Origin of the sequence: Thermoanaerobacter siderophilus SR4 (assembly GCF_000262445.1) — a bacterium.
In the GTDB taxonomy this organism is placed as follows: domain Bacteria; phylum Bacillota; class Thermoanaerobacteria; order Thermoanaerobacterales; family Thermoanaerobacteraceae; genus Thermoanaerobacter; species Thermoanaerobacter ethanolicus.
In genome coordinates this window covers 1,227,709-1,245,702 of the sequence record NZ_CM001486.1, presented here as the reverse complement: position 1 = coordinate 1,245,702, position 17,994 = coordinate 1,227,709, and the positions used below count along the sequence as shown (strand labels likewise).

Below are 17,994 nucleotides of genomic sequence, written 5' to 3'. Positions count from 1 at the left end.
TTGAAAGAGCTTATAAGGACAGGTAAGACGGTGGAAGAAGCTGTAAATCTTGCGTTGCAGGAATTTGGCGTACCGAGGGAAATGGTAGAAGTAGAAGTGTTGGATGAAGGGGGTAAAGGTTTTCTAGGTCTTATAAGCAAGCAGGCAATAGTTAAAGTGATTTTAAAAGATGTAGTAAAGGAGAGTGCTAGAAATTTTTTACAGCAAGTAATTGAAGCGATGAAATTAGATGTTAAATTTGATATAGAAGAAGATGAGGATACTATAAAGTTTAATTTATATGGAAAAAATGTAGGGTTGCTGATAGGTCATAGGGGAGAGACATTAGATTCATTGCAATATCTTGTAAATGTCGTTGCTAGCAAGTATAGAGAATATGATAGATATAGAAGGATTATATTAGATGCAGAAAATTATAGAAAAAGAAGGGAAGAGACTCTAATTAGGCTTGCAAAAAAATTAGCCAAACAAGTAATGGACACAAAAGAAAGCGTTGAGTTAGAGCCGATGAGTCCTAATGAAAGGCGAATAATTCACATGGCTTTGCAGGACCATCCATATGTAGAGACTTATAGTGAAGGAGAGGAGCCTAACAGAAGAGTCATAATAGCTTTAAAATAATACCCTGTCAAGGGGGTTTTTTTATATTTGTGATTGAAAAGCCAAAAACATTGGTATATTATTTTATAAGACAATTTTTTGGTTGGTGATGAAAATGGTTTTTGATACAATTGCAGCTATTTCCACTTTTCCGGGAGAAGCAGGAATTGGAATAGTTAGAATAAGTGGAGATGATGCTTTAGAGATAATTTCAAAAATTTTTAAACCCTATAAGCCTAAAAATATAAAAAAGGTGAAAAGTCATACTTTGCACTATGGACACATAGTAGACCCAGAAACAGAAGAAGTATATGACGAGGTTTTAGTATCTATTATGAAAAAACCTAATACCTATACCAGAGAAGATATAGTTGAAATAAATTGTCATGGAGGTATAGTAGTTACTTCTAAAATTTTGGAATTAGTATTAAAACAAGGTGCCCGTTTAGCTGAACCAGGGGAATTTACAAAAAGAGCTTTTTTAAATGGGCGAATTGATTTATCTCAAGCCGAAGCAGTTATAGATATAATTACCGCTAAGACTATGCTTGCTAATAAATACGCTCAAAAGCAGTTATCAGGTCATATAGGACAAAAGATGAAAGAATTAAAAGACAAAATCATGGGTCTATTAGTCCATCTTTTAGCTTTAATAGATTTTCCTGAAGATGATGTGGAGGAACTTGAGAGAAAAGAAATGTTAGAAACTGCCAAGGAAATAGTGGAAGACATCGATAAACTCATTGTATCCTCTGAAAGTGGAAGGATTATAAGAGAAGGACTTAAAACTGCTATAATTGGTAAACCAAATGTTGGTAAATCCTCTCTTTTAAACGCCTTATTGAAAGAAAATAGAGCTATTGTCACAGACATACCAGGAACTACCAGGGATATTATTGAAGAATATGTTAATGTAAAAGGTATTCCAATAAAACTTATTGATACGGCAGGAATTAGAGATACAGACGAATTGGTGGAAAAAATAGGAGTTGCTAAAAGCAAAGAAGTTCTGGCGGAAGCAGATTTAATATTGTTTGTGCTGGATGCCTCAAGAGAGTTAACTAAAGAAGACTACGAAATTTTCGACATTTTGGTAGGTAAAAATATTGTATTTGTGTTGAATAAAATCGATTTACCTAAAAAAATTGATGAAAAAGAATTAAAAAATCTTACCAAAGATGGTATAATAATAGAGGTTTCCACTGCTGAAAAAATTGGGCTACAAGAATTGGAAGACACAATATACAATTTGGTTTTTAAGGGAAATATAAATGTTAAGGAAGACGAAATAATTACAAATTCAAGGCACAAGGAAGCCCTTATCAATGCAAAAAAATATATGGAAAGTGTTGTAGAAGCCATTGAGAGGGAGTATAGTGAGGATTTAATTACAATTGATTTAAATGCAGCTCTTGAGCAAATAGGGAAAATTACTGGTGAAACAGCAACTGAAGATTTAATAAATCAAATTTTTGAAAGATTTTGTGTTGGAAAGTAGGTGAAAAGTATGAGATTTATTGCTGGAGAATATGATGTGGTAGTTGTTGGGTTGGGACATGCGGGCAGTGAGGCTGCTCTCGCTTGTGCAAGGTTGGGACTTAAAACAGTAGGTTTTGCTGTAAACTTAGATTCTATTGCTTTGATGGCTTGCAATCCTTCTATTGGTGGCCCTGCCAAGGCTCAGTTGGTGAGAGAGATTGACGCTTTAGGTGGGGAAATGGCTATAAATACTGACAAATCGCTACTACAAATTCGCACTTTAAATACCAGTAAAGGCCCTGCTGTAAGGTCTTTGAGAGCACAAGTTGACAAAAAACTTTACCAGATGAACATGAAGTACACTTTAGAAAGACAAGAAAACCTTGATATAAAACAGGCGGAAATTGTAGACATTTTGGTAGAAGACAACAAAGTCACGGGGGTTGTGACAAAATTAGGTGCGATATATAAATGTAAGGCTTGCATTATTACTACAGGGACCTTCTTAAAAGGAAGGGTTATAATTGGTGACGTAAGTTTTAACAGTGGACCTAGCGGGCTTTTTCCAGCTAATGAGCTTTCTGAGACTTTGAAAAGATTAGGTTTTAAATTGATGAGATTTAAAACAGGTACTCCTGCGAGAGTTGATAAAAGAAGCATTGATTTTTCCAAAATGGAAATACAGCCGGGGGATGAAGTTATTACTCCTTTTTCCTATATGCATGATAAAATCGAAATAGAACAGTTACCCTGTTGGCTCACTTATACGAATAAAAGAACTCATGAAATAATAATGGCAAATATTGACCGTTCTCCTCTTTTTAGTGGTGAAATAACAGGGGTAGGAGTAAGATACTGTCCCTCTATTGAAGATAAAGTTGTAAAATTTCCCCACAAAGAAAGGCATCAAATTTTTATTGAACCAGAAGGATTAAATACTTATGAGATGTATGTACAAGGCATGTCTTCTAGTTTACCTGAAGATGTACAACTGGAATTTTTGAGGACTGTTCCCGGTCTTGAAAATGTAAGAGTGATGAGGCCAGCTTACGCTATTGAATATGACTGTATAGACCCAACACAATTAAAAGCTACTTTAGAATCTAAAAAAATTGAAGGGTTGTACTTTGCAGGACAAGTCAATGGCACATCTGGATATGAAGAAGCGGCTGCTCAAGGTTTGATGGCGGGAATAAATGCTGCTATGAAGCTTTTAAACGAACCTCCTGTAATTTTGGATAGGTCTCAAGCTTATATAGGAGTGCTAATTGATGATTTAGTGACAAAAGGTACAAATGAGCCTTATAGGATGCTTACTTCGAGAGCGGAATATAGACTTCTATTAAGACAAGATAACGCAGATTTTAGATTGACAGAGCTAGGGTATAAAATTGGCCTTGTAACAGAAGAAAGATATCAAAAATTTTTAAAGAAGAAGATCCAGTTAGAAAAAGAGATGCAAAGACTTCCTGGCGTCATAGTAAAACCTTCTGAGGAAGTCAACAATTTCCTCATATCTAAAGGAAGTACTCCTTTAGTTACAGGAATTGACCTTTATACTTTGTTAAAGCGACCTGAAATTGATTATAAGTCTACTAAATTTTTGGATAAAGATAGACCGCATGATATTTTAGATAGTGTGGCTGAGCAAATAGACATAAATATTAAATATGAAGGATATATAATGAAACAACTGAGACAAGTTGAACACTTTAAAGCATTGGAAAACAAAAAAATTCCAGAAGATATTGATTATTATCAAATTCATGGTTTGAGCAATGAAGCAAAAGAAAAATTGACAAAAATAAGACCTACTTCAATTGGACAGGCTTCTCGTATTTCAGGAGTTTCGCCTGCTGATATTTCTGTGCTTTTAATTTACATGCAGCAGTTAAGGAGAAATAAAGAAGATGAAGAACAAATCGGTTGATATGCTAATTGAGGGCGCTAAAGAGTGGGGTATATTTTTGGAAATGTTCCATGTGGAACATTTCCAAAAATATTATGCTCTTTTATTAGAATGGAATCAGAAGATGAATTTAACGGCAATTACAGAAGAAAGTGAAGTTGTGATTAAGCATTTATTAGATAGCTTATCTGTGGTTAAGAGTGGGAAAATAAAAGGGGAAGAAAAAATTATAGACGTTGGTACAGGGGCTGGTTTTCCTTCTATTCCTTTAAAAATTGTGTTTCCTAAATTAAAAGCTACTCTTTTAGACTCTTCTAAAAAAAGAATTACTTTTTTAGAAGAGGTTATAAATAAATTGGGTATAAATGAAATAGAATTAATTCATGGAAGAGCAGAAGATATAGGAAAAGACATAAAATATAGAGAACAATTTGATTTATCTGTGGCAAGAGCTGTTGCACCTTTAAATGTTTTATTGGAATATACTCTTCCTTTTGTACAAGTAGGTGGGTATTTTATTGCTTTAAAAGGAAGAGAAGTTGAGGAAGAAATAAAAAGCAGTCAAAAAGCTTTAAAGGAGTTAAAAGGTGAAATTGAGGAGGTAAAGCAAATCAGACTTCCTTTTAGTGATATACTTCATCATTTGATAATTATAAGAAAAGGAGATAACTGTCCTCTGAAATATCCCAGAAAGGCCAATGCTATAAAAAGGTCTCCTTTGTGAAGTTAGAAGTTTGTCATCAATGCACTTTACGCATAAAAGTGTAATGTCTTTATGATATGTTGGCATTTTGCATAAGTGAGTGACTTAACAGCCCGGCACTCAACTTAAACATGTTAGAAAAAAGTAATAAGAGAGAGGACTAGCGTGTTCAGTTGAGTGCCGGGAAACTTAGCGAGACAGAGAGAGGTCGGCGGAGCCGCAGCCTTGTGAGGGCGGAGGCGGGCACCTGAGGAAAGGATGCCGCTGACGCAGAAGCCCCGCCTGAGTCCGAGGCCGAGCGCTAGTTTAGTCTGTAATGTTACCGGAGCAAACGATGCAAAATGCCAACAAAAATAGAACTTTGTCAACAAACTGAGAACAGGTTAGACTGTTCTTTTTATTTTTATAAAAAATTTTTGTGGTATAATTTTAGTATATCAATCTTGGAATGAGGGAAGAAAAAATGTTAAAATTTAGAGCGAGCTTTTTAGTTGCGAGAGTTGTCATTGTTGAAAAAGGAAAAGTTCTTTTAGTAAAACATCAAGAGGGGGAGGAAGTAGCATGGGTTTTTCCAGGAGGTAGGGTAGAAGAAAATGAATCAGTAGCAGTTGCCGCTATAAGAGAATGTAAAGAAGAAACAGGCTATGACATTAAGTTGAACGGAGTGTGTTATATTCAAGAATATGATATTTACTATGTAACATATTTTTATTCCTCTATTATTGGGGGAAAATTGACCTTAGGAAGTGACCCTGAATTACCTAAAGAGAAACAGGTTTTAAAAGAAGTAAAATGGGTTGATCTTAAGGATTTGAAAAACTATCAAGTTTACCCTCAAAAATTGGCGGAACTCATACAACAAAAAGATTTTTTCAATTGTCTTATTCCTATTCCTGAGACTTTTTTATAATTTAAACAATATATTTGAATTTAAGGAGGAATTTTACATTATTTGTCGAATATATATGTTAGAAAATCTATTATTGTTTTAAAAAAGTGGGGTGTGTAAAGGTGTTGTCGAGCAAAATGCAGGAAATCTCTTATTTGCCGATTGACTCTATAAGACCTAGTCCTTATCAGCCCAGGAAGACTTTTGATATAAAAAATTTACAAGAATTATCCGAATCAATCAAAGTTTATGGAGTGCTGCAACCTATTACTGTGAGAATGGTAGGTAACAATTCCTATGAATTAGTAGCGGGGGAAAGGCGGTTAAGAGCCTCAAAGTTAGCAGGACTTACTGAAATACCGGCAATAATTGTAAATGCTCAAGATGAAGATGCAGCTGTTTTAGCTTTAATTGAAAACTTACAAAGAGAAGACCTGAATTTTATCGAGGAAGCTGAAGGATATTACAATTTGATAAACGATCACCATTTGACGCAGGAACAGTTAGCAAAAATGTTGGGCAAAAGTCAATCGACTATTGCCAATAAGCTGAGAATTTTAAAGTTAAGTAAAGAAATAAAAGAAAAGTTATTAGAAAATGATTTAACAGAAAGACATGCCAGAGCCCTTTTAAGGCTTCCTGATGAAGAATTGCAAAAAAAAGCTTTAGAAGTAATTGTAAAGAAAAAGTTAAATGTAAGCCAAACGGAAAAACTTATACAAGATATGATAGATAAAATTACTAAACAACAGGAAGAAACAAAAAAGGCAAACAAAAAGATGATGAAATTTTATAAAGACATAAGAATTTTTGTAAATACAGTGAAACAAGCTGTAGATTTAATGAAAAAAATCTGGTGTGCCGGCAGAATATATTGAAAATGATATGGAAGAATATGTAGAGTTTGTAATCAAAATTTCTAAAAAGTAAAAAACTTTTTCACCCCCCTTGATAATGTTCCATGTGGAACATTGGTATAAACAATGATATAATAGACATATAAGTTTAGCATCCTTAAAGAGGTATTTGTACGCAAAAGGGGGTGAAAAAAATGGGCAAGGTTATTGCTATTGCAAATCAAAAAGGTGGTGTAGGTAAAACTACTACAACTATAAACTTAGGATATTCTTTAGCAGTGCAAGGGAAAAAAGTTTTATGTATAGATATAGATCCTCAAAGTAATATGACGAGTGGCTTTGGGATAAACCCGGCTTCTTTAAAACACACTACATATACGGTATTGATTGAAGAGGAAGACATAAGAAATGCAATAATATATTTGAATGATTTAAAGGTTTCAATAGTTCCCTCCAGTATTCAATTGGCAGGAGCAGAAATCGAATTAGTTCCTATGCTTTCGCGAGAATATAAATTAAAAAATGCTGTAAATCAAATTAAAGATGGATTTGACTATATATTAATAGATTGCCCTCCATCTCTTGGACTTTTGACTATAAACGCTCTTACTGCTGCTGATTCAGTAATTGTTCCAATTCAGTGCGAATACTATGCTTTAGAAGGACTTACTCAGCTTATGAACACAATCAATCTCGTAAAAAAGAGCTTGAATCCTGAATTGGAAATAGAAGGTGTAGTTCTTACTATGTTTAACGCTCGGACAAACTTATCTATACAAGTGGTAGATGAGGTGAAAAAATTTTTTAAAGACAAAGTTTATAGAACGATTATTCCACGAAATATTCGCTTAGGAGAAGCACCAAGTTTCGGAAAACCAATTTCTATATATGACCCTAATTCTAAAGGAGCAGAGGCTTATGATGAATTGGCATTAGAAGTGATAGAAAGGGCAGGGATATGAAAAATTTACAAAGGTGGTGATGAAATGGCTGGTAAAAAGGGGTTAGGTAGAGGATTACAGGCTCTTATACCGGAATATCAAACAGAAGAACTGCAAGGGGTAGAAACGATAAATATAGCCTATATTTATCCCAATCAATACCAACCGAGAAAACAATTTGATGAAGAAAGTTTAAAAGAATTAGCAGAATCTATTAAACAACATGGAGTTATTCAGCCAATTATAGTAAGAAAGGTAGATTCTGGATATCAAATAGTAGCAGGGGAAAGACGCTGGAGAGCTGCTAAAATTGCGGGACTTTCGGAAATACCAGCAATTGTGAAGGATTTTGATGATTTACAGGTTATGGAAATAGCCTTGATTGAGAATTTGCAAAGGGAAGATTTAAATCCCATCGAGGAAGCTAAAGCATATAAAGCATTGATAGAACAATTTAATCTTACACAAGAAGAGATATCTAAAAAAATTGGCAAGAGCCGTTCGGTAATTGCAAATAGCATAAGACTTCTCAATCTCGACGATAGAGTGCAAGAAATGTTAGTGAAAGGTGATATAACAATAGGCCATGCAAAGGTTATACTTTCTTTACCAAATAAAAGTTTACAGTATGAAGCAGCAAAAAAAGTTGTTGAAGAAAATTTAAATGTAAGAGAAACAGAAAATTTAGTAAAGAATCTATTGCGTAAAAATGAAAAAATCACGAAAAAGCTAAAGTTGGACAAGATAGATGTGCATGTTAAGGAAATAGAAGATAATTTATGCAGTTTTTTAGGAACAAAAGTAAAAATATCTCAAAGAAGTAAAGATAGAGGAATTATACAAATAGAATATTACAGTGAGGAAGATTTGACAAGAATTATTGAAATCATTTATGGAAAGGGCTAAAAAGCCTCCTATTTTTATGGAGGCTTTTAATTTTATCCAATTTTGCAGCAATTTTACCATTTTTAAAGCAAAACGAGGGATTTAATTAGGTACGTGCAAAATGTCAGCATATTATTCACCTATTAACTTTTGACACACACTTTAATTAGTTTTTTGTTGCTAATGAGAAAAAATAAATATAAAATATAGTTAAGAACTCTAAAAGGAGGTTTGCATATATTAATAGCGGGAGATTTAATTTAAAGGAGATAGGACTATGATTTATTTTGATAATGCTGCTACTTCTTGGCCTAAACCCGAGGGAGTGTATAGGGAAGTAGAGAAAGTTTTAAGAAACTGCGGAAACCCTGGAAGAGGCGGACACAAAATGGCACTTGAATCAGGAAGGGTTATTTTTGAAGCCAGGCAAGAGATATGCAGCATTTTCAATATTAAAGACCTTATGAGAGTGGTATTTACATCTAATACAACAGAAGCTTTGAATATTGCGTTAAAGGGCCTTTTGAAAGAAGGAGATCATGTAATAACTTCTAGTATGGAGCATAATTCTATGATAAGGCCCCTTATGGCATTGAAAGAAAAAGGAATAGAAGTTACAATTGTGAAAGCAAATGAGGAAGGAAAGATTGACCCTGAGGATATAAAGAAAGCAATTACAAAAAAACAAAAATGATTGCAATAACCCATGCTTCCAATGTGACAGGTACGATAATTCCTATTGAGGAAATAGGAAATATTGCCCGGGAAATGAATTTAATTTTCTTGGTGGATGCAGCTCAGACGGCGGGAGTATTGCCTATAGATGTAGAAAGACAAAACATCGACCTTTTAGCTTTTCCTGGCCACAAAGGATTGTACGGTCCTCAAGGTACAGGAGGATTATATGTAAGAGAAGGTATAGATGTATTGCCTCTTGAAGAAGGGGGAACGGGAAGTAAGTCAGAGTCAATGTATCAACCTGATTTGATGCCAGACAAATTAGAAAGTGGTACTCCTAATACTCCAGGGATTGCAGGACTAAAGGAAGGAGTGAAATTTGTAAAAAACATAGGTGTAGATGCTATATATCAACATGAAAGAAAGCTTACTAAAATGTTGATAGAAGGATTGGAGCAAATAAAAGAAGTTAAAGTATATGGTCCACAAGAAATAGAAGAAAGAGTTGGAGTAGTTTCAATAACATTAAAAAATAGAGATGTAGGAGAAATAAGTTATATTTTGGATAGAGACTTTGATATAGCTACTCGAGCGGGATTACACTGTGCTCCATTAGCCCATTCAACAATTGGCACACTAAAGACTGGCACTTTGAGATTTGGAATTGGCTATTTTAACACTGAAGAAGAAGTAGAAAAAGCTATAAAAGCTATTGAAATAATTTCGCGAAAAACATTCTGACGAATTGGAGGAGAAACTTATGCAAAATTTTTTAAACATTATTTCTCAAAATGCTACGCTGATTATCTTGTTTTTATCAGTTTTATCAATTATAGAATTAATTTTCATACTTATAATTAATGGGAAATTTTTAAGATTAAACAGGACTTATAATAAGGTAATTAAAACATTGGAAAAAGGAGATGTCTTTGATATTTTTTCTAGAATCCTTACAGAGAATGAAGAGATAAAAAACAAATTAGACAAGTTAAAAATTGATTTAAATTCTTTAGACAAAGAAGGAAAAACAGCAATTAAAAAAGTGGGAATGGTGCGGTATAATGCTTTTCCTGATGTAGGCTCTGATTTAAGCTTTTCTATTGCCCTATTAGATAGCAATGACGATGGTATTGTTTTGTCTGGAATATACGGAAGAAATGAGACGGCTACTTTTGCAAAACCTATTGAAAGAGGGCAATCTAAATATCCTCTTTCTGCTGAAGAAGTACAAGCTATAGAAAGAGCCAAAAGAAAAGCTTTGTAAAAAACAGGGAGTGATAACTTTGATTGCGTTTATTGTGAACCCAGTGGCGGGTGGAGGAAGGGCCTATCGGAAGATTCCAGAAATTAGAAGGATCATGAAAAAGAAATTAATCGATTACAAAATTTTTATAACAAAATATGCAGGGGAAGGGAAAATATTAGCAAGAAAAGCAGCTCTTAGTGGATTTAAAGTTGTGGCGGCAGTAGGAGGAGATGGTACTGTACTTGAAGTAGTAAATGGAATAAAAGGTACACAGGCTGTACTGGGAATTATTCCTGTAGGGACAGGAAATGACTTTGCAAGATTTTTCCACATACCTAAAAAGTTAGAAAAGGCTATTGATGTGCTTATAATGGGTAATATTAAAATTATAGACGGAGCTGTGATAAACGATATATTAACTTTTGGAAATATTACAAGCACAGGCATCGCTTCTGAAACAGCGGCAATGGCTGTGCGGTTTAAAAAGTTTTTATCTGGAATATGGGTTTATTTGTCTGCACTTTTAAACGTCCTCTTTAAGTACAAGCCCTATTCTGTAAAGATAAAGATGGATGATAAAGAGTTAAATAGAGAAATAACAATTTTTGCAGCGGGAGTTTTAAGCTATTATGGAGGCGGCTTAAAGCTTTTGCCGGGTGCTGATCCTAATGATGGCTATTTAGATGTCATGATTGTTGACAAAATAAGTAAGATTAAATTATTGGTTTTATTGCCCTTAGTTCTTTTTGGAACCCATACTAAACTTAAAATTGTAGAAGTTTATAGAGCAAAAAAAGTAGAAATAGAGGCAGATCGAGAAGTACCTGTTACTGTCGATGGTGAAATATTATATATCAAAAACCTGGAAATAAAAGTGGAAAAAGATGCAATAAAATTATGCACTCTGTAAATTTAATAGAGTATATTGCGTTAAACTCTCAGGAATAATAAATTATGAAACCTGAGAGTTTATTATTTTTTGGAGGCGGATAAATGGCGGAGAAAGTAAAAGGAAAGTTGATTATCATAGGAGGAGCAGAAGACAAAGAGGACAAATGTGAAATATTGAGAGAAGTTGTAGGTTTAGCTGGGGGAAGAGAGAGTAGAATAGTTGTAATGACAACAGCCACAGAAAAACCTGTGGAAGTGGGCAATATGTACATTTCTATTTTTAAAAAATTAGGGGCAAATGATGTAAAAGTTGTAAACATAAATTCAAGGGAAGACAAAGAAATAAACTATGCAAGGGATGTACTTGAAGATTGCAGTTGCGTTTTTTTTACAGGTGGTGACCAATTGAGGATAACCAGTATTTTAGGAGGAAGTGGCATAGATAAATTGTTAAAACAATTGCACAAAGAAGGAACTTTGATTGTAGGTACAAGTGCAGGGGCTTCGGTGATGTCACAAACTATGATTGTGGAGGGAAATGATGAAGATTCTCCCAGGAAATGCACTATCAAAATGGCTCCTGGATTAGGTTTATTAAAAGATGTAATAATTGACCAACATTTTGCACAAAGAGGGCGCATTGGAAGGCTTCTTGCAGCAATTGCTCAAAACCCAAACAATCTCGGAATAGGGATTGATGAAGATACTGCCATAGTTGTAGAAGAAAATGAATTTAGGGTAATAGGGTCAAATGCTGTGACAGTAGTGGAGGGAAGAAAGCTAAAACACTCTAATGTTTCTGAATCAAGTCCTAATGAAATTTTAGCCCTCACCAATGTTATACTTCACATATTGCCATCCGGTTATGGTTATGATTTAGAAAAATGGATACCCAAAGTCAAGCTCAAGGAGGATAAAGTATGATTATTAAAGATATAAGGGTATATCGAGGGAGAAATATATACAGCCATAGACCTGTAATAAAAATGGTAGTAGATATAGAGAGATTGGATATTCCTACAAAAGATATACCCAACTTTAATGAGAGATTGATAAAACGGCTTCCTAGCCTATCAAAACATAGTTGTTCTTACGGATATGAAGGGGGATTTCTAAAGAGATTAGAGGAAGGCACCTATTTACCCCATGTGACAGAGCATATAATTTTGGAACTACAAAATATGTTAGGGTATGATGTAAAATTTGGAAGAGCGAGAAATATAGAAGGGGATTTGTATTATATAATTTATGAATATGGATTAGAAGAGTGTGGCATAAGAGTGGGGAAATTAGCGGTTGAAATGGTAAATAAATTTATACAGGGGGAAGAATTTGATTTAGAAGAAAGACTAGAAAGAATACGCAATATAATTGCTGAGATAGAACTAGGGCCTAGCACAATGGCTATAAAAAATGAAGCTTTAAAAGCGGGAATCCCAGTTACAAGGGTGGGAAATGGAAGCATTTTGCGGCTAGGTTATGGGAAATATCAAAAAATGATTGAAGGCACAATTTCACAAAATACTAGTTGTATTGCTGTAGACATAGCATCAGATAAAATCTTGACAAAGCAGATTTTAAGAGACCATGGATTTCCTGTGCCGGAAGGAGATGTTGCTTACAATGAAGAAGAAGCGATTGCTATTGCGGAAGAAATTGGATATCCTGTCGCTATAAAACCTTACAACGGAAATCAAGGCAAAGGAGTTCATTTAAACATAACCAATAAAGAAGAAGTAAGTATAGCCTATAGAAACGCCAAAGCTTACAGTGACCTTGTTATTGTAGAAAAACATATAAAGGGAAAACATTACAGAGTATTAGTTGTAGGTGAAAAAGTAGTAGCGGTAGCTGAAAAAATTCCTGCCCATGTGATAGGAGATGGAATTCATACTATTGAAGAATTAGTAGAAATGGAAAATAAAAATCCTTTAAGAGGAAAAGGCCATGAAAAACCCCTTACCAAACTCACAATAGATACGATTTCTAAAATGATCCTTAAAAAACAAGGATTTGATCTAGAAGATATCCCTAAAAAAGGGCAAAAAGTGTTTTTAAGGGAAAGCGCAAACTTAAGTACAGGAGGAATTGCAATAGACAAAACAGATGACATTCACCCATATAACATAGAAATTGCTGTAAGAGCGGCAAAAGCCATTGGCCTTGATATAGCTGGTATAGACATTACAATGGAGGACATAAAAAAGCCTCTAACTAAAGAAAATGGAGCAATAATTGAAATAAATGCATCTCCGGGCATAAGGATGCACCATTATCCTAGCAAAGGTAAACCTAGAAATGTAGCAAAAGCGATTGTAGATATGCTTTTCCCTAAAGGAAGCAAAGCTACCATACCTATTATATCTATTACGGGTACAAACGGGAAAACTACAGTCACCAGGATGACAGCTCATATTTTAAAAACCTATGGCTATACTGTAGGAATGACTTGTACTGACGGCATTTATATCGATGACACCTGTGTCTACAAAGGTGACAATACTGGTCCTAAAAGTGCAAGAACTTGTCTTGCTGATAAAAACATAGATGCTGCAGTGTTAGAAACAGCAAGAGGAGGTATTATAAGGGAAGGTTTAGGTTACGATTTGGCAGATGTAGGGGTGATAACCAATATTTCAGAAGACCATCTTGGCATTGATGGGATAGAGACTTTAGAAGACTTGGCTTTTGTTAAGGCTTTAGTGGTGGAAGCGGTAAAAGAAGACGGTTATAGTGTTTTAAATGCTGATGACCCGATGACCACTTATTTGGCCCAAAGGGCAAAAGGGAAAATAATATATTTTTCAATGTACGATAATAACCTCACTGTAAAAAACATATAGAAAAAGGCGGAATAGCAGTATACGTTAAAGACGGTGTCATCGTTATAGCGAATGGGCAAATAATTCCTGTTGTAAAAATAGAGGAGATTCCTGCAGCTTTGTCAGGGAAAGTTTTGTACAACGTGGAAAATGCTCTTGCAGCTATCGCTGCTTCTTATGGAGTAAAAGTGCCTGTAAATATTATTGCAAAAGGTATAAAGACATTTTACTGCGATACTACACACAATCCTGGGAGGTTTAACTTGTTTAATGTAGGTAATTTCCGTGTATTAGTAGATTATGGCCACAACATAGCTGGAATAAAAAGTGTAATAGAAGCAGCACAAAAACTTGATGCGAACAGGCTCATCGGTGTGATAGGAGTTCCAGGAGATAGAATAAATTCTAGCATATTAAAAGTAGGAGAAATTTGTGGTCAAGGATTTGACTTTATATATGTAAAAGAAGATTTAGATTTAAGAGGTAGAAAACCGGGAGAAGTAGCTAAATTATTAGAACAAGGTGCAATAAAAGGGGGTATAGATAGGAAAAAAATAAAGACTATTTTAAAAGAGACAGAAGCATTAAGGGCGGCTATGTACAATGCTGAAGGAGGAGATTTAATAGTAGTCTTTTATGAAAAATATCAGCCAATTATAGAGGTGATAGAGGAGTTTATCAAAAACAAAGATTTGAAAAATATTGAAATAAAATTAGAAAGGGCTTGAGTTTAAGCCCTTATCTTATTTTGTTCATATATTTCATTTATTGTCTTGTATATTCCCACAGAAATTATATCTGCCATTTTCATTACAGTTCTAAGTCTTGTATTTTGAAGCACCATGTATTCCATAAAACCAGAGATATTGACAATTCCTGTAACAAACATATCTCCTACAGGAGGCAGGTCTTTAGAAACCCCCGCTCCAGGCTTTATAGGTCCTTTTCCAACAGAGATATGACCTACGTGGTTTAAAGAACCCAAACAAGCGTCTATCGCTATCATAAAAGGACGTCCATAATTTAAATTTATGTACTTTAAAACCTGATGTATGTTTTTTGCATGTAGTGGTTCTTCTAAAGTACCAAAGACATGGGCTTTTCCTTTAAGAAGAGGCTTTAGTTTATGACCAATTAAAGGTCCCAAGCTATCCCCTGTGGACCTATCAGTCCCTATACACAGCAAAACTATTTCTTTTCGATAATCATATAGTTCTGTCAGGTAGTTAGAGAAAAATTTATAAAAATGCCCTACAGCACTTTTGTCTTCAATATTTATTAACTCCATATGTTTCTCCTTTCTTAAGTTGATAAGTCTTACAAATATATTTTTGTCAACTATGTAAAATTAAATACAGGTAATTTCCGGTTTTAATTATTGAAAAACCTTTCTTACTTGTGTAATATATAAAATATAAAGGGAATGAAGCGGGTGATATGATGGAGACAATAGCTCAACTATACCAAAAATTTTCAAGTCTTTACGATATAAAAATATTAAAAGTAACTTTCGATATCATAAAAATTTTGGTTATAGCTTTTATAGGTATAAAAATAGGAGACATACTTATATCAAGGTTTTACAAATTACAGACAAAAGGAAAAATACAGCTTCCTGAAAGAAAGATAGGCACTTTAATGTCTCTTACCAAAAATATATTGAGATATGTCATTTATTTCATAGCAGCTGCTTCAATACTAAAAATTTTCAACATAGAAATGACATCAATATTGGCAGTTGCCGGAATTGGCAGTTTGGCTATAGGTTTTGGTGCTCAAAATCTAGTCAAAGACGTAATTTCGGGGTTTTTCATAATATTTGAAGATCAGTTTGGAGTTGGGGATTATATAACGATAAATAATTTTTCGGGTCTTGTTGAAGAAGTAGGACTTAGAACAAGCAAAATAAGGGATTTTTCGGGCGATTTACATATAATACCAAATGGAGAAATAAAGACTGTAACAAACCATACACGAGGCAGTATGAGAGCGCTTGTAAATGTAGGTATTCCTTATGAGGAAGATATTGATAGAATAATAAATGTGCTCACACAAATTTGTGAAGATATAAAAAAATCCAGGAATGATGTGATAGAGGGCCCTACAGTCTTGGGAATTACGGATTTTCAGGACTCGCAAGTTTTAATAACGATTATTGCGAAAACAGAGCCTATGAAACAATGGGAAGTTGAAAGGGATATAAGATACAGGATAAAAAAAGTATTTGATAGAGAAAAGATTACATTTCCGTATCCGCATACAGATGTTACAATAACAAATATTGACACATAACTTGGTTAGTAATGTGTGAAAATCAAAGCACCTTTTCAGTTGGTTTATTAAGTTCATAAATTAATTGAGGTGATTGTTTTGCCAAAAGAACTCCATGTAGGAGATATTGTAAAGATGAAAAAAAAGCACCCTTGTGGTTCTGACGAATGGGAAATTTTAAGAGTGGGCATGGATATTCGCATAAAATGCCTAAAATGCGGAAGAATGGTTTTGATGCCGCGAGCTAAATTTGAAAAGAGCATCAAAAAAATTTTAAAAACAGTTGAAAATCCCTCTGGACAATGATAGAATATGGATATGGATTGCCGCCTTGCCCTTTTTGGGGCCGTTTAGTCCAAAAGGAGGTGAAAAGATGAGGTCATACGAGACAATGTACATTCTCTCTCCAGATTTAAGTGAAGAAGAAAGAAAGGGCTTAATAGAAAGATTTAAAAACCTCATCATTGAAAATGGTGGAGAAATAACCAATTTTGATGAATGGGGTAAGAGAAAATTAGCCTATCCAATTGACAAAAAGCCTGAGGGATATTATGTACTGATGAACTTTAACAGCAACTCAAAGGTTTCTCAGGAATTGGAGAGAGTTTATAAGATCACAGATGGCGTTTTGAGATATTTAATAATAAGAACTGACGAATGATCGTTTATTAATATAAAAAGGTGGGTTAAAAATGTTAAATAAGGTTATTTTAATAGGCCGTCTTACAAAAGACCCTGTGATGAGGTATAGTGCTAACATGGTTCCTGTTACTACATTTACATTAGCGGTTAACAGGAATTATGTCAGTCAAAGCGGGGAAAGGCCTACAGATTTTATACCCATCGTAACTTGGAGAAAACTTGCAGAAATTTGCGCTAACAATTTAAAAAAAGGCAGATTAATAGCGGTAACTGGAAGCATTCAAACCCGAACATGGGATGATAATAGCGGCAATCGACATTGGGTTACTGAAGTTGTAGCAGATGACGTGAGATTTTTAGAGCCGAAATCTGGTTTTGGCAGCAGTGGCAATGCTGAAGAAAATAGAGATTTTGATGAAGACTTTGACAGTGTATTTGAAGATATACCGGAAGAGTTTGAGGGTTTTACACCTATAGAGAGTGAAGATGATTTACCTTTTTAAAAAGGAGGTTGAAGGATGACAACAGCTAATACGACGGCGAAAGATAACGCAGCTACTAAAAAAAGAGGCAGAAAAGCGAAAAAGCGCGTTTGTGCTTTTTGCACAGATAATATAGATAAGATTGATTACAAAGATGTAGCAAGGCTCCGCAAGTACATCACAGAAAGAGGAAAAATTCTGCCGAGAAGAATTACAGGAAACTGTGCAAGGCATCAAAGGCAGCTTACAAAAGCTATTAAAAGAGCAAGACAGATTGCACTACTACCATATACAGTAGAATAATGATATAATAATAAGAGGGCGATGCCCTCTTTTAGTTTACTATTTAAAAAAGCTGTCAAAAATAAAGGTGGAATAAAAGTATGAAAAATAATCTTGAGATTGCCAAAAATATTATGAGTATTGAAAATTTAAAAATAAACCTTTTAGGAAAAGTATATTCTCTCTTTAAAGCTTTTAACGAAGATGAAGATGGAGAAATATTAGTAGACAATCTTTGTGATATTTTAATTTCTGCGTACTTATTAGGAGAGAAATTAGGCTATGACTTTGAAGAAATAGATGAAGCGCTTCAAAAAAAACTCAAACTTCAAATTATTGATAAAGACTTTGAAGGAGAATATAATTTTTCTGGATTAGAGAGATACATAAAGGGTAGAAAGCGGGAGTGATTGATTT

17 protein-coding genes and 3 pseudogenes are annotated in these 17,994 nt (G+C 34.2%); 19 read left to right on the top strand and 1 reads right to left on the bottom strand.

Annotated elements, in window-relative coordinates; genetic code table 11:
* From jag to cphA, 13 genes and pseudogenes are all read left to right on the top strand, one after another.
* Nucleotides 1-621, top strand: coding sequence for an RNA-binding cell elongation regulator Jag/EloR (gene jag, locus THESIDRAFT1_RS06010; protein WP_006569846.1), 621 nt, complete (start codon nucleotides 1-3; stop codon nucleotides 619-621).
* Nucleotides 622-715: 94 nt separating this feature from the next.
* Nucleotides 716-2,098: a tRNA uridine-5-carboxymethylaminomethyl(34) synthesis GTPase MnmE gene (mnmE, locus tag THESIDRAFT1_RS06005; RefSeq protein ID WP_208854066.1), complete on the top strand. Its 1,383-nt coding sequence runs from the start codon at nucleotides 716-718 to the stop codon at nucleotides 2,096-2,098.
* A 9-nt stretch (nucleotides 2,099-2,107) separates the two neighbouring features.
* Nucleotides 2,108-4,009 (top strand): tRNA uridine-5-carboxymethylaminomethyl(34) synthesis enzyme MnmG, encoded by a 1,902-nt coding sequence (gene mnmG / locus THESIDRAFT1_RS06000; protein WP_006569844.1) that lies wholly within the window; start codon nucleotides 2,108-2,110, stop codon nucleotides 4,007-4,009.
* The gene (gene rsmG, locus THESIDRAFT1_RS05995) at nucleotides 3,990-4,712 is read left to right on the top strand and encodes a 16S rRNA (guanine(527)-N(7))-methyltransferase RsmG (RefSeq protein WP_006569843.1); all 723 of its coding nucleotides are present in this window, start codon (nucleotides 3,990-3,992) and stop codon (nucleotides 4,710-4,712) included. The genes mnmG and rsmG overlap by 20 nt, the downstream gene beginning before the upstream one ends.
* A 442-nt stretch (nucleotides 4,713-5,154) precedes the next feature.
* On the top strand, nucleotides 5,155-5,601 hold the full coding sequence (locus THESIDRAFT1_RS05990) for an NUDIX domain-containing protein (protein ID WP_003870002.1): 447 nt from the start codon (nucleotides 5,155-5,157) through the stop codon (nucleotides 5,599-5,601).
* Between the two features lie 101 nt (nucleotides 5,602-5,702).
* Nucleotides 5,703-6,510: pseudogene (gene noc / locus THESIDRAFT1_RS05985) on the top strand (nucleoid occlusion protein).
* Nucleotides 6,511-6,631: 121 nt separating this feature from the next.
* Complete coding sequence (locus tag THESIDRAFT1_RS05980) at nucleotides 6,632-7,399, top strand: ParA family protein (protein WP_003870004.1); 768 nt, start codon at nucleotides 6,632-6,634, stop codon at nucleotides 7,397-7,399.
* 24 nt (nucleotides 7,400-7,423) lie between these two features.
* Nucleotides 7,424-8,284 carry a ParB/RepB/Spo0J family partition protein gene (locus THESIDRAFT1_RS05975; protein WP_006569841.1) on the top strand — a complete coding sequence of 287 codons (861 nt, stop codon included), beginning with the start codon at nucleotides 7,424-7,426 and terminating at the stop codon, nucleotides 8,282-8,284.
* A 256-nt stretch (nucleotides 8,285-8,540) separates the two neighbouring features.
* A pseudogene (locus tag THESIDRAFT1_RS05970) lies at nucleotides 8,541-9,682 on the top strand (aminotransferase class V-fold PLP-dependent enzyme).
* A 19-nt stretch (nucleotides 9,683-9,701) separates the two neighbouring features.
* Nucleotides 9,702-10,205, top strand: coding sequence for a DUF4446 family protein (locus THESIDRAFT1_RS05965; RefSeq protein WP_006569839.1), 504 nt, complete (start codon nucleotides 9,702-9,704; stop codon nucleotides 10,203-10,205).
* 19 nt (nucleotides 10,206-10,224) lie between these two features.
* A complete protein-coding gene (locus THESIDRAFT1_RS05960; protein WP_003870008.1) occupies nucleotides 10,225-11,097 on the top strand; it encodes a diacylglycerol/lipid kinase family protein in 873 nt (290 codons plus the stop codon).
* An 83-nt stretch (nucleotides 11,098-11,180) separates the two neighbouring features.
* Nucleotides 11,181-12,002, top strand: coding sequence for a cyanophycinase (locus THESIDRAFT1_RS05955; RefSeq protein WP_003870009.1), 822 nt, complete (start codon nucleotides 11,181-11,183; stop codon nucleotides 12,000-12,002).
* Nucleotides 11,999-14,628, top strand: a pseudogene (cphA, locus tag THESIDRAFT1_RS05950) (cyanophycin synthetase). The gene THESIDRAFT1_RS05955 and the pseudogene cphA overlap by 4 nt, the downstream one beginning before the upstream one ends.
* Nucleotides 14,629-14,630: 2 nt before the next feature.
* On the opposite strand, the gene yyaC reads toward cphA, so the two are convergent.
* Complete coding sequence (gene yyaC, locus THESIDRAFT1_RS05945; protein WP_006569838.1) at nucleotides 14,631-15,188, bottom strand: spore protease YyaC; 558 nt, start codon at nucleotides 15,186-15,188, stop codon at nucleotides 14,631-14,633.
* Between the two features lie 149 nt (nucleotides 15,189-15,337).
* Here yyaC and mscS point away from each other — a divergent pair, with 149 nt between their 5' ends.
* From mscS to THESIDRAFT1_RS05915, 6 genes are all read left to right on the top strand, one after another.
* Nucleotides 15,338-16,192: a small-conductance mechanosensitive channel MscS gene (mscS, locus tag THESIDRAFT1_RS05940; RefSeq protein WP_003871387.1), complete on the top strand. Its 855-nt coding sequence runs from the start codon at nucleotides 15,338-15,340 to the stop codon at nucleotides 16,190-16,192.
* Between the two features lie 78 nt (nucleotides 16,193-16,270).
* Nucleotides 16,271-16,477 (top strand): DUF951 domain-containing protein, encoded by a 207-nt coding sequence (locus THESIDRAFT1_RS05935; RefSeq protein WP_003867429.1) that lies wholly within the window; start codon nucleotides 16,271-16,273, stop codon nucleotides 16,475-16,477.
* A gap of 67 nt (nucleotides 16,478-16,544) precedes the next feature.
* A complete protein-coding gene (gene rpsF, locus THESIDRAFT1_RS05930) occupies nucleotides 16,545-16,832 on the top strand; it encodes a 30S ribosomal protein S6 (protein WP_003871386.1) in 288 nt (95 codons plus the stop codon).
* A 31-nt stretch (nucleotides 16,833-16,863) separates the two neighbouring features.
* Nucleotides 16,864-17,316 (top strand): single-stranded DNA-binding protein, encoded by a 453-nt coding sequence (locus THESIDRAFT1_RS05925; RefSeq protein ID WP_006569837.1) that lies wholly within the window; start codon nucleotides 16,864-16,866, stop codon nucleotides 17,314-17,316.
* Nucleotides 17,317-17,331: 15 nt separating this feature from the next.
* On the top strand, nucleotides 17,332-17,598 hold the full coding sequence (gene rpsR / locus THESIDRAFT1_RS05920) for a 30S ribosomal protein S18 (protein WP_003867432.1): 267 nt from the start codon (nucleotides 17,332-17,334) through the stop codon (nucleotides 17,596-17,598).
* Nucleotides 17,599-17,678: 80 nt separating this feature from the next.
* Entirely contained in the window at nucleotides 17,679-17,987 is a 309-nt protein-coding gene (locus THESIDRAFT1_RS05915) for a MazG-like family protein (RefSeq protein WP_006569836.1), read from the top strand.
* Nucleotides 17,988-17,994: the final 7 nt, after the last annotated feature.

What these genes read in the sequence shown, in the direction of transcription:
- mnmE (WP_208854066.1), top strand. Translation starts at nt 716, where the DNA reads ATGGTTTTTGATACAATTGCAGCTATTTCCACTTTTCCGGGAGAAGCA.
- mnmG (WP_006569844.1), top strand. Translation starts at nt 2,108, where the DNA reads ATGAGATTTATTGCTGGAGAATATGATGTGGTAGTTGTTGGGTTGGGA.
- rsmG (WP_006569843.1), top strand. Translation starts at nt 3,990, where the DNA reads ATGAAGAACAAATCGGTTGATATGCTAATTGAGGGCGCTAAAGAGTGG.
- THESIDRAFT1_RS05990 (WP_003870002.1), top strand. Translation starts at nt 5,155, where the DNA reads ATGTTAAAATTTAGAGCGAGCTTTTTAGTTGCGAGAGTTGTCATTGTT.
- THESIDRAFT1_RS05980 (WP_003870004.1), top strand. Translation starts at nt 6,632, where the DNA reads ATGGGCAAGGTTATTGCTATTGCAAATCAAAAAGGTGGTGTAGGTAAA.
- THESIDRAFT1_RS05975 (WP_006569841.1), top strand. Translation starts at nt 7,424, where the DNA reads ATGGCTGGTAAAAAGGGGTTAGGTAGAGGATTACAGGCTCTTATACCG.
- THESIDRAFT1_RS05965 (WP_006569839.1), top strand. Translation starts at nt 9,702, where the DNA reads ATGCAAAATTTTTTAAACATTATTTCTCAAAATGCTACGCTGATTATC.
- THESIDRAFT1_RS05955 (WP_003870009.1), top strand. Translation starts at nt 11,181, where the DNA reads ATGGCGGAGAAAGTAAAAGGAAAGTTGATTATCATAGGAGGAGCAGAA.
- yyaC (WP_006569838.1), bottom strand. Translation starts at nt 15,188, where the DNA reads ATGGAGTTAATAAATATTGAAGACAAAAGTGCTGTAGGGCATTTTTAT.
- mscS (WP_003871387.1), top strand. Translation starts at nt 15,338, where the DNA reads ATGATGGAGACAATAGCTCAACTATACCAAAAATTTTCAAGTCTTTAC.
- rpsF (WP_003871386.1), top strand. Translation starts at nt 16,545, where the DNA reads ATGAGGTCATACGAGACAATGTACATTCTCTCTCCAGATTTAAGTGAA.
- THESIDRAFT1_RS05925 (WP_006569837.1), top strand. Translation starts at nt 16,864, where the DNA reads ATGTTAAATAAGGTTATTTTAATAGGCCGTCTTACAAAAGACCCTGTG.
- rpsR (WP_003867432.1), top strand. Translation starts at nt 17,332, where the DNA reads ATGACAACAGCTAATACGACGGCGAAAGATAACGCAGCTACTAAAAAA.
- THESIDRAFT1_RS05915 (WP_006569836.1), top strand. Translation starts at nt 17,679, where the DNA reads ATGAAAAATAATCTTGAGATTGCCAAAAATATTATGAGTATTGAAAAT.